The 21,933-nt window shown below is 70.2% G+C and carries 15 protein-coding genes and 3 pseudogenes; 8 read left to right on the forward strand and 10 right to left on the reverse strand.

Translation table 11 applies throughout. The annotated features are described in order from the left end of the window. Nucleotides 1-33 precede the first annotated feature (33 nt). Together STSP_RS19620 and STSP_RS19625 are read right to left on the reverse strand one after the other, a co-directional pair. Nucleotides 34-636: a YdeI/OmpD-associated family protein gene (locus tag STSP_RS19620; protein ID WP_067279625.1), complete on the reverse strand. Its 603-nt coding sequence runs from the start codon at nucleotides 634-636 to the stop codon at nucleotides 34-36. Between the two features lie 99 nt (nucleotides 637-735). Further along, nucleotides 736-1,434: a TetR/AcrR family transcriptional regulator gene (locus STSP_RS19625; protein ID WP_067279627.1), complete on the reverse strand. Its 699-nt coding sequence runs from the start codon at nucleotides 1,432-1,434 to the stop codon at nucleotides 736-738. Nucleotides 1,435-1,603: 169 nt separating this feature from the next. On the opposite strand from STSP_RS19625, the gene STSP_RS19630 reads away from it, so the two are divergent. The 3 genes from STSP_RS19630 to STSP_RS19640 all read left to right on the forward strand — a co-directional run bounded on the left by STSP_RS19630 (nucleotide 1,604) and on the right by STSP_RS19640 (nucleotide 6,066). Next, entirely contained in the window at nucleotides 1,604-3,115 is a 1,512-nt protein-coding gene (locus STSP_RS19630; RefSeq protein WP_067279629.1) for an APC family permease, read from the forward strand. A gap of 166 nt (nucleotides 3,116-3,281) precedes the next feature. After that, nucleotides 3,282-4,940: an amidohydrolase gene (locus STSP_RS19635; RefSeq protein WP_067279800.1), complete on the forward strand. Its 1,659-nt coding sequence runs from the start codon at nucleotides 3,282-3,284 to the stop codon at nucleotides 4,938-4,940. 163 nt (nucleotides 4,941-5,103) lie between these two features. Further along, the gene (locus STSP_RS19640; protein ID WP_067279631.1) at nucleotides 5,104-6,066 is read left to right on the forward strand and encodes an SDR family NAD(P)-dependent oxidoreductase; all 963 of its coding nucleotides are present in this window, start codon (nucleotides 5,104-5,106) and stop codon (nucleotides 6,064-6,066) included. 72 nt (nucleotides 6,067-6,138) lie between these two features. On the opposite strand, the gene STSP_RS19645 is transcribed toward STSP_RS19640, so the two are convergent. From STSP_RS19645 to STSP_RS19655, 3 genes and pseudogenes are all read right to left on the reverse strand, one after another. Next, on the reverse strand, nucleotides 6,139-7,182 hold the full coding sequence (locus STSP_RS19645) for an SRPBCC family protein (protein ID WP_067279634.1): 1,044 nt from the start codon (nucleotides 7,180-7,182) through the stop codon (nucleotides 6,139-6,141). A 6-nt stretch (nucleotides 7,183-7,188) separates the two neighbouring features. Beyond that, nucleotides 7,189-7,749 (reverse strand): hypothetical protein, encoded by a 561-nt coding sequence (locus tag STSP_RS19650; protein ID WP_067279637.1) that lies wholly within the window; start codon nucleotides 7,747-7,749, stop codon nucleotides 7,189-7,191. Nucleotides 7,750-7,894: 145 nt separating this feature from the next. Further along, nucleotides 7,895-9,034: pseudogene (locus tag STSP_RS19655) on the reverse strand (beta-galactosidase small subunit family protein); the annotation flags it as partial. A 231-nt stretch (nucleotides 9,035-9,265) separates the two neighbouring features. On the opposite strand from STSP_RS19655, the pseudogene STSP_RS19660 reads away from it, so the two are divergent. Continuing rightward, a pseudogene (locus STSP_RS19660) lies at nucleotides 9,266-10,503 on the forward strand (RNA-guided endonuclease InsQ/TnpB family protein). A gap of 21 nt (nucleotides 10,504-10,524) precedes the next feature. Here STSP_RS19660 and STSP_RS40325 read toward each other — a convergent pair. From STSP_RS40325 to STSP_RS19680, 5 genes and pseudogenes are all read right to left on the reverse strand, one after another. After that, nucleotides 10,525-10,742, reverse strand: a pseudogene (locus STSP_RS40325) (glycoside hydrolase family 2 TIM barrel-domain containing protein); the annotation flags it as partial. Between the two features lie 145 nt (nucleotides 10,743-10,887). Beyond that, entirely contained in the window at nucleotides 10,888-11,769 is an 882-nt protein-coding gene (locus STSP_RS19665) for a carbohydrate ABC transporter permease (RefSeq protein WP_067279803.1), read from the reverse strand. Nucleotides 11,770-11,803: 34 nt separating this feature from the next. Further along, nucleotides 11,804-12,775, reverse strand: coding sequence for a carbohydrate ABC transporter permease (locus tag STSP_RS19670; RefSeq protein WP_067279640.1), 972 nt, complete (start codon nucleotides 12,773-12,775; stop codon nucleotides 11,804-11,806). A gap of 1 nt (nucleotide 12,776) precedes the next feature. After that, complete coding sequence (locus STSP_RS19675) at nucleotides 12,777-14,057, reverse strand: extracellular solute-binding protein (protein WP_067279642.1); 1,281 nt, start codon at nucleotides 14,055-14,057, stop codon at nucleotides 12,777-12,779. A 55-nt stretch (nucleotides 14,058-14,112) separates the two neighbouring features. Next, nucleotides 14,113-15,090: a PfkB family carbohydrate kinase gene (locus tag STSP_RS19680; RefSeq protein WP_067279805.1), complete on the reverse strand. Its 978-nt coding sequence runs from the start codon at nucleotides 15,088-15,090 to the stop codon at nucleotides 14,113-14,115. A gap of 193 nt (nucleotides 15,091-15,283) precedes the next feature. On the opposite strand from STSP_RS19680, the gene STSP_RS19685 reads away from it, so the two are divergent. From STSP_RS19685 to STSP_RS19700, 4 genes are read left to right on the forward strand one after another with little or no spacing between them, the layout of a single operon-like run. Beyond that, a complete protein-coding gene (locus tag STSP_RS19685) occupies nucleotides 15,284-16,054 on the forward strand; it encodes a DeoR/GlpR family DNA-binding transcription regulator (RefSeq protein WP_456300508.1) in 771 nt (256 codons plus the stop codon). Next, nucleotides 16,051-17,397, forward strand: coding sequence for a 6-phospho-beta-glucosidase (locus STSP_RS19690; RefSeq protein WP_067279646.1), 1,347 nt, complete (start codon nucleotides 16,051-16,053; stop codon nucleotides 17,395-17,397). The genes STSP_RS19685 and STSP_RS19690 overlap by 4 nt, the downstream gene beginning before the upstream one ends. A gap of 10 nt (nucleotides 17,398-17,407) precedes the next feature. Next, entirely contained in the window at nucleotides 17,408-20,548 is a 3,141-nt protein-coding gene (locus tag STSP_RS19695) for an alpha-mannosidase (RefSeq protein ID WP_067279648.1), read from the forward strand. A 3-nt stretch (nucleotides 20,549-20,551) separates the two neighbouring features. Next, nucleotides 20,552-21,820: an alpha-L-fucosidase gene (locus STSP_RS19700; RefSeq protein WP_067279651.1), complete on the forward strand. Its 1,269-nt coding sequence runs from the start codon at nucleotides 20,552-20,554 to the stop codon at nucleotides 21,818-21,820. Nucleotides 21,821-21,933: the final 113 nt, after the last annotated feature.

The raw sequence follows: 21,933 nt of genomic DNA on the forward strand, positions 1-21,933 counted from the left end.
GGGCCGACCGGCGTCCTTACCCGCGGAAGGTCCTCACTCGTAGAACTTCCGGCCCTCGCGCAGCATCTCCACGAACTGCGCCAGGCGCCGCGCCCGCGTCTCGGGACGCTTCGCCGTCTGCAGGCGGTGGTAAAGGGCGTAGCGGTTACGGCTGTCGAGGCCGGCGTAGAACGCGGCCGCCACGGGGTCGGCGTCCAGGGCTGCCTGCAGGTCCTCGGGGACGGTGGCCGCGGCCTGCCCGGCGTAGGCGGCGTCCCACCGGCCGTCCGCCTTGGCCCGCTCCACCTCGCGCAGCCCCGCCGGCCGCATCAGACCCCGCTCGGTGAGGACCCGCACCTTCTCCCGGTTGATCTGCGACCAGGCGCTGCGCGGACGGCGCGGGCAGTACCGCTGCAGGAAGTACGTGTCGTCCTCCCGCTTGCGCTGCCCGTCGATCCACCCGAAGCACAGGGCCACGTCGAGGGCCTGTGGCGCGGTGACCGTGGTCTCTCCTGTGCCCTTCTTGGCTATCCGCAACCACACGCCGGTGCTCCGGTCGTGGTGCTCCTCCAGCCACGCCGTCCAGGCCCCCTGGTCGGCGAAGCGGTGGGTGGGCTCCGGCTGGGGTCCGGGTCCGGCGCGCTCAGCTGGCGTCATGGCGGCATCCAAGCGGAGGCGGGCGGGCCGTGCAACGATGCCAACGATGCCGCCGAGGATTCGCCGTCGGGCCGTACGCACGAAGCGACTGCCGGGCCGTCAGTCCTGCCCGCCCGGCGCACGCGCGGCGAGGGCGGCGAGCAGCAGGTCCACCGCTTCCTCGAAGGAGCTCTCGGCCATGGCGTGCAGCTCGCCGCGTGCCGTGCTCAGGGCCGGGTACGTCTCGGGGTCCGCGGCCTGGTAGACCTCCGTCCACGCCTGCTGGTCGGCCTCGCGCTGTTGCGGGGGCAGGGCCAGGCAGGCGGCGTCCATGGCCGCGTGGCTGAGGACGGTGTCGATGAACGCCAGGTAGAGACGGACCGCGCGATCCGGGGCGAAGCCCGCCGACAGCAGCAAGCCCACTCCCGTCTCCACGGCGCGGAACTCGTTCTCGCGGCGGGTCACGCGGTACGAGGCCATGGCGGCCGCACGCGGATGGGCGAGGTAACCGGCGCGCACGCGCAGCGCCATCTCGCGGAGCGAGGCGACCCAGTCGGGGCCCGGGGTGAACCCCTCCATGGCGTCCCCGATGATCCGGTCGGCGACGGCCAGCAGCAGGTCGTCGGTGTTGCGGAAGTAGCGATAGAGCGCGCTCGGGTCGCATCCCAGGGCGCTGCCGAGACGTCGTACGCTCAGCGCCTCGGGACCGTGCTCGCCGATGAGCCGCAGCGCGGTCTCCACGATCAGGTCCTGGGACAGCAGCACCCCCGAGCGGGTGGGACGACGGCGTCTGTTCTCCTGGGGCACACGGGTGGTCATACCGGTTCCTCTCTTCCGCCGCCCCGGCGCTCTGTGCCGGCCGGTTGCAGTGAACGGCGCGGCACAGGCTTATGTCAACACCGTTGACGCAAAGTGCAGCCTCGTTGTTCCATCGCATCTCCGCACGGCTCTTCCCCGCCCGCCCCCGTCCCCGCGAGGAGCCCTCCCGATGACCCTCAACGCACCCAGACCAGCCCAGTCCGCTTCCCCCGCCCCACTGCGCCGCTCCCTCGGCGTCGTCGACGGCGTCGCCATCGCCGCCTCCAGCACGGCGGCCACCACCAGCATCGCCATCGGCATGGGCACCATCGCCGCCACCGTGGGGCTCCAGGCGCCCGCCCTCCTGCTGTTGGCGTTCCTGCCCGTGCTCGGCATCGCCACCGCCTACGCCCGCCTCAACCGCTCGGAACCCAACTGCGGCAACGGCTACGTATGGGTCGGCAAGTCCCTCGGCCCCTGGCCCGGCTTTCTGACCGGCTGGGTCACCCTGGTCGGTTCGATCATCTTCCTCGCCTATACCAGCGCGGTCACCGGCTCGGTCGTGCTGATCTTCGCCAACAAGGCGGGCCTGGACAGCCTCGCCGGGATCGCCCTCGATCCGACGTCCACCGCAGTCAGCACCGTCGTCGGACTGGTGACCCTGACGGCGGTCACGGCCATGGCCGTGACCGGGGTGCGCAGTGCCACCCGCCTGCAGTTCGGGCTTCTGGTCTTCGAGTACGCCGTGCTGCTGGGCTTCTGTACGTGGGCTCTGGTCACCGGCGAGCAGCAGTTCTCGCTGTCGTGGTTCAACCCGTTCGAGATGTCCAGCGGCACGGCGTTCGCGCAGGGACTGGTCCTGGCGGTGTTCTTCTTCTGGGGCTGGGACGCGGCCTTCAGCGTCACCGAGGAGACCAGGAGCCCCGGCGACTCGGCCCGCGGCGGCTTCATCGCCCTGTTCGCCATGCTCGGCCTGTTCCTCTTCGCCTCCGTCGCCTTCCAGCGGGAGATGAGCCTGCCCGAACTGATCAAGAACGGCCCCCAGGCACTCCCGTACCTCGGCGCCAAGCTGGCCGCCGAACCGTGGGCGAGTCTGCCCCTGCTCGCGCTGATGTTCTCGGCCGTCGCCTCCGTGCAGGCCGCCGTCATCCCCACCGCCCGCGGGCTGCTGGCCATGGGCCGCGACCGCACCCTGGGCCCGGTGTGGACCCGCGTCCACCCCAAGTACGGCACCCCCGCCGCCGGAACCGTCATCGTGATGTCGATCGCCGCCGGCATCGCCCTGCTGGCCGTGGCCATCCCCAAGCTCAGCGACATGCTGCTGGCCGCCGTCAACGCCATCGGCCTGGTCGTCGCCCTCTACTACGGCCTCACCGCCCTCGCGTGCGCCGTCCGCTTCCGCGCCGCCCGCCGCGACGGACTCCGGGAGGCACTGCTCGCGGTCGGCGTACCCGCCGCGTCCGGCCTGGTCCTGCTCGGCCTCGGCGCCTACCTCGGGTACTCGTACCTCACCATGAGCGACCACTTCGAACTCAGCCCCGACAACGGCTGGTTCATGTTCTCGCTGCCCGCCACCATCGTCGTCAGCGGGCTCGTGATGGCCGCCGTCGCCAAGTACGCCCGCCGCTCGCCGTACTTCGCCACCGGACGCGGCACCGACGCCGACGCCCTCGCCCTGCCCATGGACCGCACGGCCCTCTGACGCCCACCCTGCACGGCACCGTGTCGCCGCCCAACTCCCGCCCTGCCCTTCGCGGTACGGCCGTCTGGCGCCCACCCTGCGCATGGCACCATGCGGCAGTCCGCCCCCGGCCCCGCCCATGGCCAGGACAGCCGTCCGGCCCGCACCCACCTTGGAGTCCACCTTCATGTCGCACCCCCAGGCCGCCGATCTCGTCCTCACCGGCGGACCCGTCCACACCATCGATCCCGCCCGCAGCCGCGCCACCGCCGTGGCCGTGCGGGACGGGCGGATCACAGCCGTGGGCCACGACGAGGTCCACGAGCTGATCGGCCCCCGTACCGAGGTCGTGGACCTCGCCGGACGGCTGCTGCTGCCAGGCTTCCAGGACGCGCACGTCCACCCGCAGGGCGCGGGCCTCGAACTGGGGCTGTGCCACCTCGGCGACACCGTCGACCCGGCGGAGTACCTGCGGCGCATCAAGGCGTACGCCGACGAGCACCCGGACGTCGAGTGGATCGCCGGCGGCGGCTGGTCCATGGAGGCCTTCCCGGGGGGCACCCCCACGGCCGCTCTGCTCGACGCGATCGTCCCCGACCGGCCCGTCTTCCTGCCCAACCGCGACCACCACGGCGCCTGGGTCAACACCCGCGCCCTGGAACGGGCGGGGATCGACGCCCGCACCCCCGACCCCGCGGACGGCCGTATCGAACGCGACACCGACGGCAACCCCACCGGCATGCTCCAGGAAGGCGCGGCCAACCTCGTAGGCCGGCTGGTGCCCGACCCGACGCTCGAGGAGCAGACCGCCGCCCTGCTGCGCGCGCAGGCCGTGCTCCACTCGTACGGTGTCACCGCGTGGCAGGACGCCATCATCGGCACCTACACGAACATGACCGACCCGGCCCCCGCCTACCACGCGGCTCTGGCGGACGGGCTGCTCACCGCCCGGGTGGTCGGCGCCCTGTGGTGGGACCGCGGCCGGGGCGCTGAGCAGATCCCCGAACTCGTCGCTCTGCGTGAGGAGTTGAGCCGCGGCCGGTTCCAGGCCACGACCGTGAAGATCATGCAGGACGGCATCGCCGAGAACCACACCGCCGCCATGCTAGACCCGTATCTGACCGGCTGCGGGTGCGCCTCCGACAACAGCGGCATCAGCTTCGTCGGGCCAGGCGAGCTGAAGAAGCACGTCACCGAGCTCGACGCACTCGGCTTCCAGGTCCACTTCCACGCCCTCGGCGACCGCGCGGTGCGCGAGGCACTCGACGCCGTCGAGGCCGCCCGCGCCGCCAACGGATGGCGCGACACGCGGCACCACCTGGCACATCTCCAGGTCGTCCACCCCGACGACATCCCACGCTTCCGCGCCCTGGGCGCCACCGCCAACATCCAGGCGCTCTGGGCCACGCACGAACCGCAGATGGACGAGCTCACCCTGCCCTTCCTCGGCGCCGAACGCGGCACGTGGCAGTACCCGTTCGGTGATCTGCTGCGCGCCGGAGCCACCCTCGCGGCGGGCAGCGACTGGCCGGTCACCAGCCCCGACCCGCTGGCGGCGATCCATGTCGCCGTCAACCGGATCGCGCCCGCCGCGCCGGACGGCACCGGAGTGTTCCTGCCCGAGCAGCGCATCGACCTGGGGGCTGCCATCGCCGCCTACACCGCGGGCAGCGCCTATGTGAACCACCTGGACGACACCACCGGCAGCATCGCCGTCGGCAAGCTCGCCGACCTCGTCGTCCTGGACCGCGACCCCTTCGCCGGGCCACCCGAGGAGATCGCCGCGACGCGAGTGCTGCAGACCTTCGTCGAGGGCCGCCGGGTGTATGCGGCGCCTGACGCATAGGGTGCGGTGCCTGACGCGTGGGTGCGGCCCGACGCGTAGGGTGCGGTGCCTGACGCGTGGGGTGCGGTGCCTGACGCGCTGATCGAGGATCCGCGCGGCGTCCTGTGCCGGTGCCGCGGTTCGGCTTGCCCTGGAGTGCACTCACATTCGTAGCATCCCGGGCATGGCAACTCCTCAGCACAAGATCGGCTCGGGATTCGGCGCGCGGAGCACCGCCGACGACGTCCTGCAGGGAATCGACCTCTCCGGCAAGCTCGCGGTCGTCACCGGCGGTTACTCGGGCCTGGGGCTCGAGACCACGCGTGCGCTCACCCGCGCCGGCGCCCATGTCGTCGTACCGGCCCGTCGGCCCGCGACCGCCCGTGAGGCGGTCGCGGGCATCGAGGGTGCGGAGGTCGACGAACTGGACCTCGCCGACCTCGACAGCGTGCGCGCCTTCGCCGACCGCTTCCTCGCCTCCGGCCGCACGATCGACATCGTCATCGACAACGCCGGGATCATGGCCTGTCCCGAGACCCGGGTCGGCCCCGGCTGGGAGGCCCAGTTCGCGACCAACCACCTCGGGCACTACGCGCTCGTCAACCGGCTGTGGCCGGCGATCGCGCCCGGCGGGGCCCGCGTCGTCGCCGTGTCCTCCGCAGGCCACCACTTGTCGGGCATCCGCTGGGACGACATCCACTTCGAGCACGGCTACGACAAGTGGGAGGCCTACGGACAGGCGAAGACGGCCAACGTGCTGTTCGCCGTGCATCTCGACGCGCTTGGCCGGGACGCCGGTGTACGGGCGTTCGCGCTGCACCCCGGTGGCATCCTCACTCCGCTGCAGCGTCACCTCGACCAGCAGGAGATGATCGACCGGGGCTGGATCGACGAGTCCGGCGAACTGGTCGATCCGACGGCTTTCAAGACGCCCCAGCAGGGAGCCGCGACACAGGTGTGGGCGGCGACGTCCCCGCAGCTGCAGGGCATGGGCGGCGTCTACTGCGAGGACTGCGACATCGCCGAGCCCGCCCAGGACGACGGCGAGTGGGTCGGCGTACGCGACTACGCGACCGACCCGGAGCAGGCCGCGCGCCTGTGGGCGCTGTCCGCCGAGCTCACCGGGGTGGACGCGTTCGCCTACTGATTCCGTGGGTGGAGGACCACGAGAGTGCTGGGCAGGCGGCGGCCACCTGCCCAGCACTGCGCCGGTTCTCGGTCACCGGCGCTCCTCCTCGGCGTAGACCTCTTCGTCTTCGTCTTCGTCCTCGGGATATTCGTCCTCTGGCGTAGCTTCGCCCTCGGCCTCGTCCTCGTACTCGTCTTCTTCCGCCTCGTCCTCCGGCCCTTCCTCCGGCTCCGCTTCGTATGCGTCGCCAGGCTCTTCTCCGTAGTCGCGCTCGAGCTCTTCTTCCTCTTCCTCTTCTCCCTCGGGCTCCTCTTCCTCTTCCTGGTCTTCCGCGTACTCCTCCTCGGGCTCCTGCTCGCGCTCCGCCTCGTCCCGGTGCACGACCTTGCCCGCGTGCACCTCGCCCCGCCGGCCCTCGACCTTCTCGGGGTGCAGCAGGGTCCGGGTCATGACGTGACGGCGGTAGTGCTTCATCTCGAGACGAGCCCGGCGGCCCTGGGCTCGCCAGAGGTTTCCGGTGTGCTCGAACAGTCCCTTGGGGTGGTACTCGAGCACCAGCAGGATCTTGGTGAGGTCGGGGGCTACTTCGTGGAAGGTGACTGCACCGTCCACGTATCCCTTCACCCCTTTTGAGCGCCACACGATCCGCTTGTCAGGCACCTGCTCGATGATCTCGGAATGCCACTCGCGCGTGGAGAGGAAGATCTTGGCCTTCCAGTCGAGTTCCGTGGCGGAGGTCTCCTCGACCGTCCGGACCTTCTTCATGAAGGAGGGGAACTCCTCGAACTCGGTCCATTGGTTGTAGGCGACGGATACCGGCACGCCGACATCGATCTCCTCGACGATATTGGTGGCCTTGAGTGCGTTCCTCCCGCTGCGAGCAGGCCGGGCGCCCGACACGGCCTCCTTGGCCTTGTCCGCGGCCTGGCGCACGCCGGCTTTGAGGAGCGGCTTCAGTACGGCCTTGCCCGCCAGCGTGCCGCCCTTCGCACGCTCGGTCAGTCTGCTCACGGCTCGCCCGCTCAGCGCGCCGATCAGCTCCTGAGTGTCGTGGATCAGGCGCTCGGTCGGCAGATCCCTGGCAAGGGTGCCGAGCCCGCCGGTCGCGCGCTGTTCGACTGATTGCCCAGCCATGGTGTCTCACCCCTGGCTTCGCCGGTGCGTCCCTTTGGTGGCGACCTTCTTCACGGCCTTGGCAGTGCGGCCGGCTGGTTTCCCCGCCGTGTCGCCGACGGCGTGCTTCACCCTCCTGACCTCGTCCGCGGGCCGCGTCTTCTTCGCCTGCTGGCGCGCCGTCTTCTCCACTTGCCCGAGGCCGGCCTCTTCCGCCAGCTCAGGCCCAGGCCCCGACTTCTCCGCTTGCTCCGTGTCTCGCGCCTTCGATTTCTCGGCCTTCCCGCCGCCACCCGGTGTGCGCAGCGCCGAGGTCCGCTCTTCCAGACGGTCGCTCAGCGCGTCCATACGCTGGCTGACCGCGGCCACGGCCGCCTGCCTGCCCGCGGCCATCAACTGGCTGCGGAAGTCCTCGGTGAGCTTGCCGACCTCGGAGCCCATCAGCTTCTTGGTGTCCAGTGGGCTGTGACCGGCCGCGAGGCGCCTGCCGGCCGCGGCACTGGCAAGCGCGAGTGCCCACCGCATCCTGTGGCTGCGCCCCATGAGGTAGCCGCTGGTGAAGGCCATCGCCACCTGGCCGTTGTTCATGATCGCCGCCTCACTCTCGCCGAAAGACGAACGCGGGATACCTACGTATGACCTAGTATGCGCACTTCATTCCTGGCTGAGGGCTGCCACCCTTCGTGCCCTGGGCCGCTCGCCTTCCTGGCTTTCCTGGCTGAGGCTGCTGCCTTCACAGCACGCGAAGCACCCACGCCCACCGATGGACGCCGGAGCCCACCCGGTAGCGCGGCAGGGTGTCCGGTCCGCAGGACGCGGTGCCGAGGCCGCGGTGGGCCGCGTCGATGTGGACCACGCAGTGCGGCAGCGGGACGAGCTCGTCGTGGTGCGAGGCTGAAGCGAGATCCGCGGCCCGGTAGTGCGTGACCGAGACCTGCCAGGGGGCGTCCAGCCGAACGGACAGACCGGCATCCGCGTCCGACCGCAACGAGAAGCCGCGTACGCCGTACCGTCCCCCGCTCTCCTGCGGCCGCAGATACGGAGTGAACAGGGCGTCCACGCGGGCGCTGTGATGGCCGACCGCGCCGCCCGCTGCCCGGTCCGGATACGTCTCCCAGGGGCCCTGCCCGTACCACTCCATCCGGTCGAGACCCTCCACCGTCTCGAAGACCGTGCCGACCCGCGCGACATCGGTCAGCGCCTCGGGAAGGACGGCGGTCTCCTCGATGAGCAGGCCGCCGTCGGGGAGCAGGCTGAAGACCTGTTGGTGCTCGACCGTGCCCGCGGCGGTCGCGTATGCGGCGAGCACCGTGACGCGGCCGGCCCGGCTCTCTGCCGAGAGCGGCTTGCGTACGAGTCTGTCGAGGCCCAGCTCTTGCCAGCGCCGTGCGACTCCGCCCAGGTGGTCGTTGTCGGTGGGCGCGCGCCACAGGCTGAGTACGGGTGGGGCGGTCATCAGCGGATGGACAAGACGGCCCTCGGCGTCGACGTCGACGGCGGGACCGGACGATGCCGGGAGCGGTACCGGTACGTCCGCGGAGGGGCGTTCCCGCAGCCGCACCTGCGGCGTGCACACCTCTGTACCCGGGCCCGCCCACGGTTCGACTCCCGCTGTCGTCACGCGCAGCGTCAGCCAGGCCTCGCCACCGCCGCCGTGGTCCGCGCCGAACTCCGCGGGCGGCTCGACGACGGCCGACCCGCCCGGCGGCACATGCGGCAGTGCGGCCGGGGCGGTCCGCCTGCCGGACTCCTCGTCGGAGACCACCCACTCGGCAGCCAGCCAGGACAGATCGCGGAAGTGCTGACGGTTGTGGATCCGCAGGTGCCCGCCGTCGTACGACAGCCGTACGGGGGCGGCGAGTTCACCTGTTTCTTGCGAGGAGGCCCCGGCGTTCACGCCGGGGAGGGAATCGCATCCGGTGAAGGGCGCGGAGCGTCCGTACCGCTGCCCGGCACCGCTGGGGTGATGCGAACGCGCGTACCTGTGATCGCTGGTCGGGGTGATGGTCGTGGGATCGGGGTACGTGTGTGCGGCCGTCGTACCTATGGTCATGGAGGGCTAGGGATGCCGTGGCGTCTGGGCCGGGGACCGTGAGGGGGCGAGATGGGGGAGCTGAGGGCGGCTGTGGAGGCCGGGCATGCCCGCTACACCTACCGGCTTCGCGTGTCGTCCACCGCCCGCACCGCCCTGGCGGCGGAGTGGGACCGATGCCGGTGGGTGTGGAACGAATGTGTCGCCAAGTCCAGGGCCGTACACCTGCACAACAAGGCCACGTGCGGCCCGGCTCAACTCAACAAGATGCTGACCGAAGCCCGCGCCCGTACGCCGTGGCTGCGTGAGGGCTCGTCGGTTCCCCAGCAGCGGATCATCCGCGACTTCGGCCGCTCCCGCGGCAAGGCGCAGAAGGACATCACAGCACGCCTGCCTATGGCACGGCGGTCCGGGATGCCGAAGTGGAAGATCAAGCGCGAGGCACTGCCGAGCCTCAACTACACCCGGCGCGGGTTCCGGTTGCAGGACGGCCGGCTGCACCTGGCCGGGGGCATCGTCGTCACCGTGGTGTGGTCGCGGGCACTGCCGGCTGAGCCGTCCTCGGTGCGCGTGTACCAGGACAGCCTCGGGCATTGGTACTGCTCGGTTGTCGTCCCCGCCCAGGTCCAGCCCCTGCCGGAGACCGGCCGCGCACTCGGCGTCGACTGGGGTGTGAAGGAGACCGCGACCACCACGTCCGACGCGCACGACCTGCCGCATGCCGAGCACGGCAGGAAGGCCCAGACGAAGCTGACCCGGTACGACCGGATGATGGCCCGCCGCAAGCCGAACAAGGGCCAGGCGGCCTCGAAGGGCTACCGCGAGGCGAAGAAAGTGCGGGCGAAGGCCCACAAAAAGGTCGCTAGGCAGCGTGAGGACACCGGCCGCAAGTGGGCCAAGAAGGTTGTCCGCGACCACGACGCCATCGCGGTCGAGGACTTCCGTCCGAAGTTCCTGGCCAAGAGCACCATGGCCCGCAAGGCCGCTGACGCCGCCATCGGCGCCACCAAGGCCGCTCTGATCGAGATGGGCCGCAAGCATGGGCGGGACATCCGCCTCGTACATCCCGCGCACACCACGATGGACTGCGCGCACTGCGATGCGAGAGCCAAGCACGCTCCCCCACTGCCTTAAGGGCGTGGGGGGACCCCCAGCCGCTGGGTGAGCGCACCTACACCTGCACCGCGTGCGGAGCCTCTTCCCCGAGGGACAAGAACTCCGCACACGTGATGCTCGTCCGGGCTGGTCTCAACCCGGCTGGTGCTGATGGCGGAAGACCTCCTGGAGCGCTGCTCCAGGAGGCAGCCTGAGCCAGGAATCCCCTCCCTTCAGGGAGGGGAGGATCCAAGGTGCTCGTACATCGCGGGCTTCGGGGTGCGGTCGGGGGAGACCAGGCAGTCAGCGCAGAAGGCGCCGTCGTGGGTGCGTCGCCGAAGTCGCCGCCGTACGCCCAGGGGTAGCCGGGAGCGGCGACCCCCTCGGTGAACGCGCTCCCCGTGCCGACCGTGCCGGGTCCGGCGGGGCGCCCGTCGGACAGGTCCTGCAGGATGGGGTCGGCAGCAGCTCGAAGCGCCATATGCCGTCCAGCGGGACACTGCCGGACCTGCGGTCCACCGCGTGCATGGGCAGCCGCCGCCAGCCCGTGGTCTCGGGGGATTCCCAAGGGCGTACGGGGAACAGCGGCTGCCCGTCCATCAGCGGATGGCCCCCTTGGCGAGGTCGGCGATCATCTGGCGCGCACCGATGGCGAAGACGATCAGCAGCGGGATCAGAGCGAGCAGGGCGCCGGTCATCACCATTCCGTAGTCGGTGGTGCCGTGGACGCCGTTGAGCTGGGAGAGGGCGACCTGGAGCGTCACATGGTCCGGGTTGACCAGCGCGATCAGCGGCCAGGCGTAGTCGTTCCACTGGCCCATGAAGGTGAAGATGCCCAGGAACGCGAGGCCCGGGCGGACCACCGGGAGCGCCACGTGCCAGTACTGGCGCATGAAGCCGCAGCCGTCCAGCCGGGAGGCGTCCATCAGCTCGTCGTGGATCGCGCTCTTCATGTACTGGCGCATCCAGAAGATGCCGAAGGCGTTGGCCGCCGCGGGCACGACGAGCGCCGTGAGCGAGCCGATCCAGCCGATCCGCGCCATGATCACGAACTGCGGGATGGCGCTGAGCTGGGCGGGCACCATGAAGATCGCCATCATCATCACGAACAGCGCCCGGCGGCCGGGGAACTGGAACTTCGCGAAGACGAAGGCGGCCAGCGAGTCGAAGAACAGCACCAGGAACGTCACCGAGCAAGCGACGATCAGGGAGTTCAGCATCGATCCGAAGAAGTCGATGCTGTCGAAGAGGTGACGGAGGTTGTCGTCGAAGTGCGAGCCGGGCAGCAGCTTCGGCGGGAACTGGAAGATCTCGGTCGACGTGTGTGTCGACATGACGACGGTCCAGTAGAACGGGAAGAGCGAGACGAGGACGCCGAGCATCAGCGTGAGGTGCAGGGCGATCCCTCGCGGCCGTGCACCCTTGATGGGCCTCGTGCCCCGCGTTCCTGGGGCGTCCTGCGATCCCTGTGCGTCCTTCATGACGTCTGCCGTGACGGTCATGGCCGGTCTCCCTCTACTTTTCCCGGCGCTGGACCAGGCGCCAGTTGATGATCGAGAAGATGCCGACGATCAGGAAGATGCCCCAGGCGATCGCGGCGCCGTAGCCGAAGTCGTTGTTGTCGAAGGTCTGCTGGAAGAAGTAGAGGACCATCGTCTGGCCGGCGTTGTCCGGACCGCCCGCGAAGGTCGAGGTGTTGCTGGTGGTCTGCAGCAGCACCTGCGGTTCGGAGAACGACTGCAGGCCGGTGACCGTCGACACGACGAGAGTGAAGAGGATGACCGGCCGCATCAGCGGCACGGTGACCCGGAAGAACGTCTGCACGGGCCCGGCCCCGTCCACCCGCGCGGCCTCGTACAGCTCACCCGGGATGGTCTGCAGGCCGGCGAGGAAGATGATCGCGTTGTAGCCGGTCCACTGCCAGGTCATCAGCGAGGCGATCGCGACCTTGATGCCCCAGGGCGTGTTGAGCCAGGCGATCTGGTCCAGGCCGAGACCCTGTAGTACGGCGTTGACCAGGCCGAAGTTCGTGCTGAAGATCGACCCGAAGATGATCGCGATGGCGACGACCGAGGTCACGTTCGGCAGGAAGTACGCGAAGCGGTAGACGCTCTTGAAGCGCACCGCCGAGTTGAGCATCACCGCGGCCACCAGCGCGATGAAGAGCATCGGGAGCGTGGCGATGGCCCAGATGATCAGCGTGTTGCTGATGGAGTGCCAGAACTGCGCGTCGCCGAGCAGATAGCGGTACTGCGACAGGCCCGCGTACTCCATGTGCCCCAGGCCGTCCCACCGGTGGAAGGACAGGTAGAGCGAGAAGCCCACCGGAATGAGGCCGAAGCACAGGAACAGCAGATAGAAGGGCGAGATGGCGAGGTACAGCCGCCAGTAGCCGAGGATGGAGCGCGGCTTGGGGCGTATGGCGCCCGCCCCGGTGACGGCCGGGCCAGGAGTCTCGATCACAGGCGCGGTGGGTGCGGTGGCCATGTCAGCTCACCCCCAGGTGGTCGGCGATGCGCCGGCACTTGTTCATGGCGTCTCTCCAGGCGCGGTCCGGGTTCTTGCCGAGGGCGGTGACGTTCTTCAGCTCGTCCTTGATGGGCTGGCCGAGGGCGACGTCGTAGGGGCTGTTGTAGGCGACGGGGATCTTCTCGGCGGCGGGGCCGATGACGTCGATCGTGACCTGGCCGCCGAAGAACGGGTCCGGCTCCCGCATGGCCTTCTGCTCGAACGAGGCCGGGGTCGACGGGAAGAGCGAGGCGTCGACGAAGCCGCGCGTCTGGTTGTCCGGGTTGAGCAGCCACGTGATGATCTCGAAGGCCTGCTCGGGCTCCCGGCAGGTCTTGGTGATGGCGAGGAACGAGCCGCCGTTGTTGGCGTATCCGCCCGGCATGGCGGCCGCCCGCCACTTGCCCTTCGTCTTGGGCACGTTCAGTTTGAGGTCGCCGGCCGCCCAGGAGGCGCCGATCTGGCTCGGCAGCAGGCCCTTCTCCAGAGCCGCGTTGCCGTCCGGCGTACCGCTGACGATGTCGGAGAGCAGGCCCCGGCGGTCGGCCTCGAGCGAGAGGGCCCAGGCCCGCCGCACATGCTCCTGGTCGCCGATGAAGTGCCGGTCCTCGTCGACGTACCGCTGCGTGCCCTGATTGATCACGTTCTCGAACACCGCGAGTCCGTCGATGAGCAGAAAGGCGCCCGGTATCTTCTTGCGCAGTCGATCACCGGCAGCGAAGTAGTTCTCCCAGGTGTCCATCTCCTTGGCGACGTCGGCCGGTTCGGTGGGCAGCCCGGCCTTGTCGAAGACGTCGGCGCGGTAGAAGTGGACGACGGGACCCGTGTCGATGGGGAAGCCGATCAGACGGCCGTCGGGCGTGGCACCCTGCTCCCACTTCCACGTCAGGTACTGGTCCTTGAGCTTGTCGGCGCCCAGCGTGCGCAGGTCCACGAACTGGTCGGCGTCGGGCAGGTACGAGGCCATGTCCTCGCCCTTGAGGCCGGTGATGTCCGGTACGTAGGCGCGGCCCGCCATGGTCGTGAGCAGCTTGGAGCGGAAGTAGCCGCCGATCTGCACCGGTTTGAGGTCGACGTCCGTGAAGCGGGACGTGGCCTTGGCGACGACCTTGTCGCTGAGACCTCCCGTCCAGTACCAGAGGGTCATGTCGCGGCCGGTGGAGCCGCTGGGTACCGAGCAGCCGGCTGTGGTGCCGCCGAGCGCCGCGGCAGCCGTGGTGGCCAGGCCCGCTCGAAGCAGCCCTCTTCGCGAGAGGTGCACTGCTCCCACCGCCTTTCGGGTGTGTGCGCTGAATGTCTGCGTATGCGCTGAATGTCTACGAGACGGAATCGCTGGGGGAGTGGGGGGTGACAGGTGCGTGGGCCACGGGTGCGCCGGGGTGCGCCGGAATGCGGTCCTCCAGGAACCCGTAGGCGCGGGAGAGCTCGGGGTCGTTGCTGCCGGTGGTCCGCCACCACTGGTCGATGCCGTACCAGCCGGGCGCGGCGAGCGCCCCGCCGTGGTGCCGTACGGACAGGCCCGCCGCGAGGCCCGCGAAGCGCAGCCGGTCGGCGAGGGGCCAGCCGCCCAGGGTCGCGGCGACGAAGCTCGCACCGAAGACGTCGCCGGCGCCGGTCGCGTCCAGGACGTCGATGTCGAGGGCCCGGACCTGCGCGTATTCGCCGGTCGTCTGGTCGATGGCGAGGGCGCCGTCGCGGCCGCAGGTGACCACGGCCACCGGCACGAGCTCGGCGAGCCTACGGAGAGCCGCGCCCGGGGTGTCCGTACGCGTGTAGGCCATCGCCTCGCCCTCGTTGGGCAGGAAGGCGTGGCACAGGGAGAGCTGGTCGAGGATGCCGGTGGACCACTGCTGGGTGGGGTCCCAGCCGACATCGGCGAAGATCCGGGTCCCGGCCGCCGAGGCCTTCGCGATCCACTCCTGCGGTTCGGAGCCGATGTGCACGATCGCGGACCGGGCGGGCGGCATGCCCTCCATCAATTCGTCCTGCGCGTACGGGGGTTCCTGGCCGTGGGTGACCAGGGCCCGGTCGTGGCCCTGCGCCAGCGAGAAGGTGACGGGTGTGTTCCAGCCCGGCGCCGTACGGGACAGGGACAGATCGATGCCCTCTTGTTCCGCGAGGATGGTGCGGCAGTACGTCCCGTAGAAGTCGTCGCCGAACACGGTGGCCAGCGAGGTGGCGAGGCCGTAACGGGCGGCGGCCACCGCGAGGTTGGCGATGCCGCCGGGGCCGGAGCCCATGCCGTCCGTCCAGATCTCCTCACCCGGGGTCGGCGGCTTGGGCAGCCCCGTCATGACGACGTCGTAGAAGAGCAGCCCGGTGAGAAGCACGTCCGGCCGGGCGTCCTCGACCCGGTCCGAAAGCAGGGGCGGCTCATGCACGACCGCATCCTCTCGTCAACTATCTGCAAGTGCGTGCACAGGATCGTGCGCCCTGCTCGGCTGCTTGGCAAGAGTTGAGCGAAGATGAGCATAGAAATGATTGCGATTGACGAGTAGTGTTCATCGCGTGCTGGCTGAGCGACGACACCAACTGATCCTGCGTGCCCTGCGATCCGGCGGCCCGGCGGCCGTCGCGGATCTCTCCGAGCAACTGGGCGTGAGCCCCGCCACCGTGCGGCGCGACCTGGTGAAGCTGGAGGAGATGGGGCTCCTCACCCGTGTCCACGGCGGCGCGGTCGTCGAGGAGGGCGACCAGCCCTTCGCCGAGGTCGCCGAGATCCGCGTGTCCGAGAAGGACGCGGTAGCGGCGCGCGCGGCGGAGATGATCGAGGACGGCCAGTCGGTGCTCCTGGACATAGGCACCACCGCCTACCGCCTCGCCCGCCGGCTGCACGGCCGCAGGCTGACCGTGATCACGTCCAACCTCGTCGTGTACGAGGAGCTGGCCGACGACACCGCCATCGAACTGGTGCTGCTCGGCGGCATGGTCCGCCGCGAGTACCGCTCCCTCGTCGGCTTCCTCACCGAGGACAACCTCCGCCAGCTGCACGCCGACTGGCTGTTCATGGGCACCAGCGGCGTACGCCCCGGCGGCCAGGTCATGGACACCACGGTGGTCGAGGTCCCGGTCAAACGAGCGATGATCAAGGCCAGCGAGAAGGTGGTGCTCCTCGCCGACGCGGGGAAGTTCCCCGGTACGGGCATGGCGAAGGTCTGCGGGCCCGAAGAGCTGGACGTAGTAGTGACCAACGCCTCCGCGGACGCGGCCACCTGCGCCGCGTTCGAGGAGGCCGGCGCAAAGGTGGTTCAGGCATGAGGCTGACGATTCTCGGCGGCGGAGGATTCCGCGTGCCGCTGGTCTACGGGGCACTTCTCGGCGATCACGCCGAGGGCCGCGTCACCCGTCTCACCCTCCACGACCTGGACGCCGAACGCCTCGCCGCCGTCGCCCGCGTGCTCGCCGAACAGGCCGAAGGCATCGCGGACGCCCCGGAGGTCACCGTCACGACCGACCTCGACGAGGCGCTGACCGGCGCCGACTTCGTCTTCTCCGCGATCCGCGTCGGCGGCCTCGAAGGGCGTGCGACCGACGAGCGCGTGGCCCTGGCCGAGGGCGTCCTCGGGCAGGAGACGGTGGGCGCGGGCGGCATCGCGTACGGCCTGCGCACGGTGCCCGTCGCCGTCGACATCGCCCAGCGCGTGTCCCGGCTTGCGCCCGACGCCTGGGTCATCAACTTCACCAACCCGGCCGGTCTGGTCACCGAGGCCATGTCGCGCCACCTCGGCGACCGCGTCATCGGCATCTGCGACTCGCCGGTGGGCCTCGGCCGCCGCATCGCGCGCGTCCTGGGCGGCGACCCGGACAAGGCGTGGATCGACTACGTCGGCCTCAACCACCTCGGCTGGGTGCGCGGCCTGTACCTCGACGGCCGCGACGCGCTGCCGCGCCTGCTCGCCGACCCGGCGCTCCTCGAGTCCTTCGAGGAGGGCAAGCTCTTCGGCGCCGAATGGCTGCAGTCCCTCGGCATGATCCCCAACGAGTACCTGCACTACTACTACTTCAACCGCGAAGCCGTCAGCGCCTACAAGTGCGCTGCTCAGACCCGCGGCGCCTTCCTCCACGACCAGCAGTCGCGCTTCTACGAGGAGATGAAGGACCCCGCAGCGCCCGCCCTCGCCACCTGGGACCGGACCCGCGCCGAGCGTGAAGCGACGTACATGGCGGAGAACCGCGAGGTCGCGGGCGTCGGCGAGCGGGACGCCTGCGACCTGGAGTCCGGCGGCTACGAGCAGGTCGCGCTCTCCCTGATGCGCGCCATCGCCAGGAACGAGCGCACCACGCTCATCCTCAACGTCCGCAACCGCACCACCCTGTCCCCTCTCGACGCGGACGCCGTCATCGAGGTGCCGTGCTTCGTCGACGCGGGCGGTGCCCATCCCGTGTCCGTTGCGCCCCTGCCGGACCACGCCACGGGCCTGGTGTGCAGCGTCAAGGCCGTCGAGCGCGAGGTCATGGCCGCCGCTGAGAGCGCCTCCCGCGCCACCGCGGTCAAGGCCTTCGCCCTGCACCCGCTCGTCGACTCCGTCACCGTCGCCCGCCGCCTCGTCGACCGCTACACGCGCGAGCACCCCGGCCTCGCCTACCTGAACCGGAAGTAGGAGCCCTCTCATGCACGACGAACGCCGTCGTATCGAGGAGCGCGTGCAGCGCCTCCTGGAACAGCGCATCCAGCCCGCCGTCCACGCCGCTTCCGTCCCCTTCGCGGTCGAGGCCTGGGAGGTGCCCGACGAGCCGGTGCCCTTCGCCGAGGCGCAGTCCGCGACGTACGAGCCCTTCGCCGTAGGGACCCCATGGGGACCGCCGTGGGGCACCACCTGGTTCAGGGTCCGGGGTGAGGTCCCTGCCGAGTGGGCGGGCAAGCGGGTCGAGGCCGTCTTCGACCTCGGCTTCGTGGGCGACTGGCCGGGCGGCCAGGCCGAGGCCCTCGTCCACACACTCGACGGCAGCCCGCTCAAGGCCGTCAACCCGCAGAACCAGTACGTACCGATCGCGCACCCGGCGGCGGGCGGCGAGCAGGTCGACTTCCTCATCGAGGCCGCCTCCAACCCCGACATCCTCGCGAACGGCTTCCGCCCGACATGGTTCGGCGACAAGTCCACCGCCGGACGCCAGCCCCTCTACACCTTCGCCCGCGCCGACCTGGCCGTGCTCGACGAGAACGTCTGGCACCTCTCCCTGGATCTCCAGGTACTGCGCGAACTGATGCTGGAGCTCGGCGAGCACGACCCGAGGCGCCACGACATCATGTACGCGCTGGACCGGGCCCTGGACGCGCTGGACCTGGACGACGTCCCGGGCACGGCCGGGGACGCGCGGGAGCTGCTGAAGGGCGTCCTGGAGCGGCCCGCGCACGCCAGCGCCCACACCCTGTCGGCCGTCGGCCACGCGCACATCGACAGCGCCTGGCTGTGGCCCATCCGCGAGACCAAGCGCAAGACCTCCCGGACCTTCTCCAACGTCACCGCGCTGGCGAAGGAGTACCCGGAGTTCATCTTCGCCTGCTCGCAGGCGCAGCAGTACGAGTGGGTCCGCGACAACTACCCGAAGGTCTGGGAGCGCATTCACGAGGCCGTGAAGAACGGCCAGTGGGCGCCGGTCGGCGGCATGTGGGTGGAGGCCGACGGCAACCTGCCCGGCGGAGAGGCCCTCGCCCGCCAACTCGTGCACGGCAAGCGCTTCTTCATGGACCAGTTCGGCATCGAGACCAAGGGCGTGTGGCTCCCGGACTCGTTCGGCTACACCGCCGCGTATCCGCAGCTCGCGAAGCTGGCGGGCAACGAGTGGTTCCTGACCCAGAAGCTGTCCTGGAACCAGACCAACAAACTGCCCCACCACACCTTCTGGTGGGAGGGCATCGACGGCACGCGGATCTTCACCCACTTCCCGCCGGTCGACACCTACAACGCCGAGTTCTCCGGCAAGGAGATGGCCCACGCCGTCCGCAACTACCAGGACAAGGGCCGTGGCACGCGCTCACTCGCGCCCTTCGGGCACGGCGACGGCGGTGGCGGCCCCACCCGCGAGATGATGGAACGCGCCCGCCGCCTCGCCGACCTGGAGGGCTCGGCGAAGGTCGTCGTCGAGCACCCGGACGACTTCTTCGCGGCCGCCCGCGCCGAATACCCGGACGCGCCGGTGTGGTCGGGCGAGCTCTATCTGGAGCTCCACCGGGCCACGTACACGTCCCAGGCCCGTACCAAGCAGGGCAACCGCCGCAGCGAACGCCTGCTGCGGGAGGCCGAGTTGTGGGCGACGGCGGCGGCACTCCACGCGCCGGACTACGCCTATCCGTACGAGAAGCTCGACCGCCTCTGGAAGACGGTCCTCCTCCACCAGTTCCACGACATCCTGCCGGGTTCATCGATCGCGTGGGTGCACAGGGAGGCGGAGGCCGAGTACGCGCGCGTGGCGAAGGACTTGGAGTACCTCACGCGGGAGGCGATCAAGGCGCTGGCAGCCGCTACCGCTGTGGGCAATCGTTCCGCAGGGCTGGGGGCACCCCCAGCGGTAGCTGGGGGAGGGTGGGCACAGCCCACGACGGCGGGTGCGTTCGCGTACAACACGAGCCCCTTCGACCGCGCAGAGGTCATCCGCACACCCGAGGGCACCACGACCTACGTCGAGGTCCCACCCAGCGGCACCGCCCCCCTGGGCAACGCCGAGCCCCCTCACAAGGTGACGGTGACCGAGGACGGAGTCCTCGACAACGGCCTCGTCCGCGTCGAGTTCGCCGAGGACGGCACACTGGCGTCCGTACGCGATCTGACAGCCGACCGCGAGGTCCTGGCCCCGGACGCGGCCGGCAACCTCCTCCGCCTCCACACCGACCTCCCCAACTACTGGGACGCCTGGGACATCGACAAGCACTACAAGCACCGCTTCACCGACCTCCTCGACGCCGAGTCGGTCACCGTCACCGAGCAGGGCCCCCTGCTCGGCGCCGTACGAGTCGAGCGCACCTTCGGCAAGGGCTCCCGCATCGTGCAGACGGTGACGGTCCGCGCCGGCAGCCGCCGTATCGACATCGAAACCGAGATCGACTGGCACGAGGCCGAGAAGATCCTCAAGGCCGCCTTCCCGATCGACATCCACGCCGACCGCTCCACGGCCGAGATCCAGTTCGGCCACGTACACCGCCCGACCCACACCAACACCAGCTGGGAAGCGGCCCGTTTCGAGGTGTTCGGCCACCGCTGGGTGCACGTCGCCGAGCCCGGGTACGGCGTCGCGATCATCAACGACTCCACGTACGGACACGACGTCAGCCGCACGACCCGCGACGACGGGGGCACGACGACGACCGTCCGCCTCAGCCTGGTGCGCGCCCCGCGCGTACCCGACCCCGAGGCCGACCAGGGCAGGCACCGCTTCACGTACGCCCTGCTCCCCGGCGCGACCGTCGAGGACGCCATCGCCGAGGGCTACGCGCTCAACCTGCCGCTGCGCGTCGCCGAGGGGGGTACGGCCGTGGAGCCGCTGGTCACCACGGACGGCGCGGCCGCCGTGGTGGAGGCCGTCAAGCTCGCCGACGACCGCTCGGGCGACGTGATCGTGCGCCTCTACGAATCGCTCGGCGGCCGCACCCGCACCACCGTGCGCCCCGGCTTCGAGCACACCGGTGTCACGGTCACCGACCTGCTGGAGCGCCCGCTCGCCGACGCCCAGCCGCCGACCACCGCCGAGGACGGTACGGTCACGGTCGACCTCCGCCCCTTCCAGGTCCTCACCCTGCGGTTCGGGAGGGCCTGATACATGGCCATGCAGCCGTGGTTCCCCGACGCCAAACTCGGGATCTTCATCCACTGGGGCATCTACGCCGTCGACGGTGTTCAGGAGTCATGGTCGTTCTTCGACGGGGACGTTCCGCACGACCAGTACATGGCGCAGCTCGACCGCTTCACGGCCGCCGCGTACGACCCGCGGGAGTGGGCCGCCCTCTTCGCCCGCGCCGGAGCCCGCTATGCCGTCCTGACGAGCCGTCACCACGACGGCGTCGCCCTGTGGGACACCGCCCTGGGAGACCTGAACGTCGTCCGGCACACCCCGGCCGGACACGACCTCGTCGGCCCCTACGCCGAGGCCCTGCGCGAGCAGGGCCTCAAGGTCGGCCTCTACTACTCCCACAGCGACTGGAACCACCCGGACTACGCCTCCACGCGCTACGAGGGCCGCCCGCCCGAGCAGGAGGACAACCCGTACGCCGAAGTCCCCAAGGAACAGGAGGACCTCGAGGCCTGGGCGCGCTACCTCGACTACCGCGACGGACAGGTCCGGGAACTGTGCACCCGCTACCGCCCCGACCTCCTCTGGTTCGACGGCGAGTGGGAGCGCACCGAGGAGCAGTGGCGCATACGCGAGCTCGCCGACCTCATCCGCTCCGAGGTCCCCGAGTGCGTGCTCAACGCACGGATGCTCAGCCATGGCGACTACGCGACACCCGAGCAGGGCGTGCCGATCGTGCCCCCGGACGGCCCCTGGGAGCTGTGCCTGACGATCAACGACTCGTGGGGTTACCAGCACCACGACCACAACCACAAGTCCACAGGCCAGCTGGTCCGCTACTTCACCGAGACCATCGGGGCGGGCGGCAATCTGCTCCTCGACGTGGGCCCCAAGGAGGACGGAACCATCCCGGCCGAGCAGGTCGAGCGCCTGGAAGGCCTGGGCGCGTGGATCGCCAGGCACGCGGACGCGGTGTACGGCACGGTCCGGGGCCTGCCCGCCGGGCACCACTACGGTCCCAGCACCCTGTCCGCCGACGGCCGCACCCTCTATCTGGTGCTGTTCGACATCCCCCGCGGCCCGATCGGCGTACGCGGCCTGCGCACGCCCGTACACCGCGTGAGCGTGCTCGGCACAGGCACCGGACTCGGCCACCAGGTCATCGGCGGCCTGCACGAGGCACCCGGCGTGCTGTGGATCGACGCCCCGGCCGCCGCCGACCTGGACGAGCACGCGACGGTGCTCGCGGTCGAACTCGACGGCGAACTGGACCTTTACCGCGGAGGCGGCCGCTCCTGAGAGGCCGTCATGGCCGCGTGTGCAGGCACGCGGGCGAGACGGCTGCCATGTTCACGTATTCCTCCGCCATCGGACACGCCTGCGGCGTGCGCATGACATCGACTGACACCAGG

This window comes from Streptomyces jeddahensis, from assembly GCF_001642995.1.
Lineage (GTDB): Bacteria > Actinomycetota > Actinomycetes > Streptomycetales > Streptomycetaceae > Streptomyces > Streptomyces jeddahensis.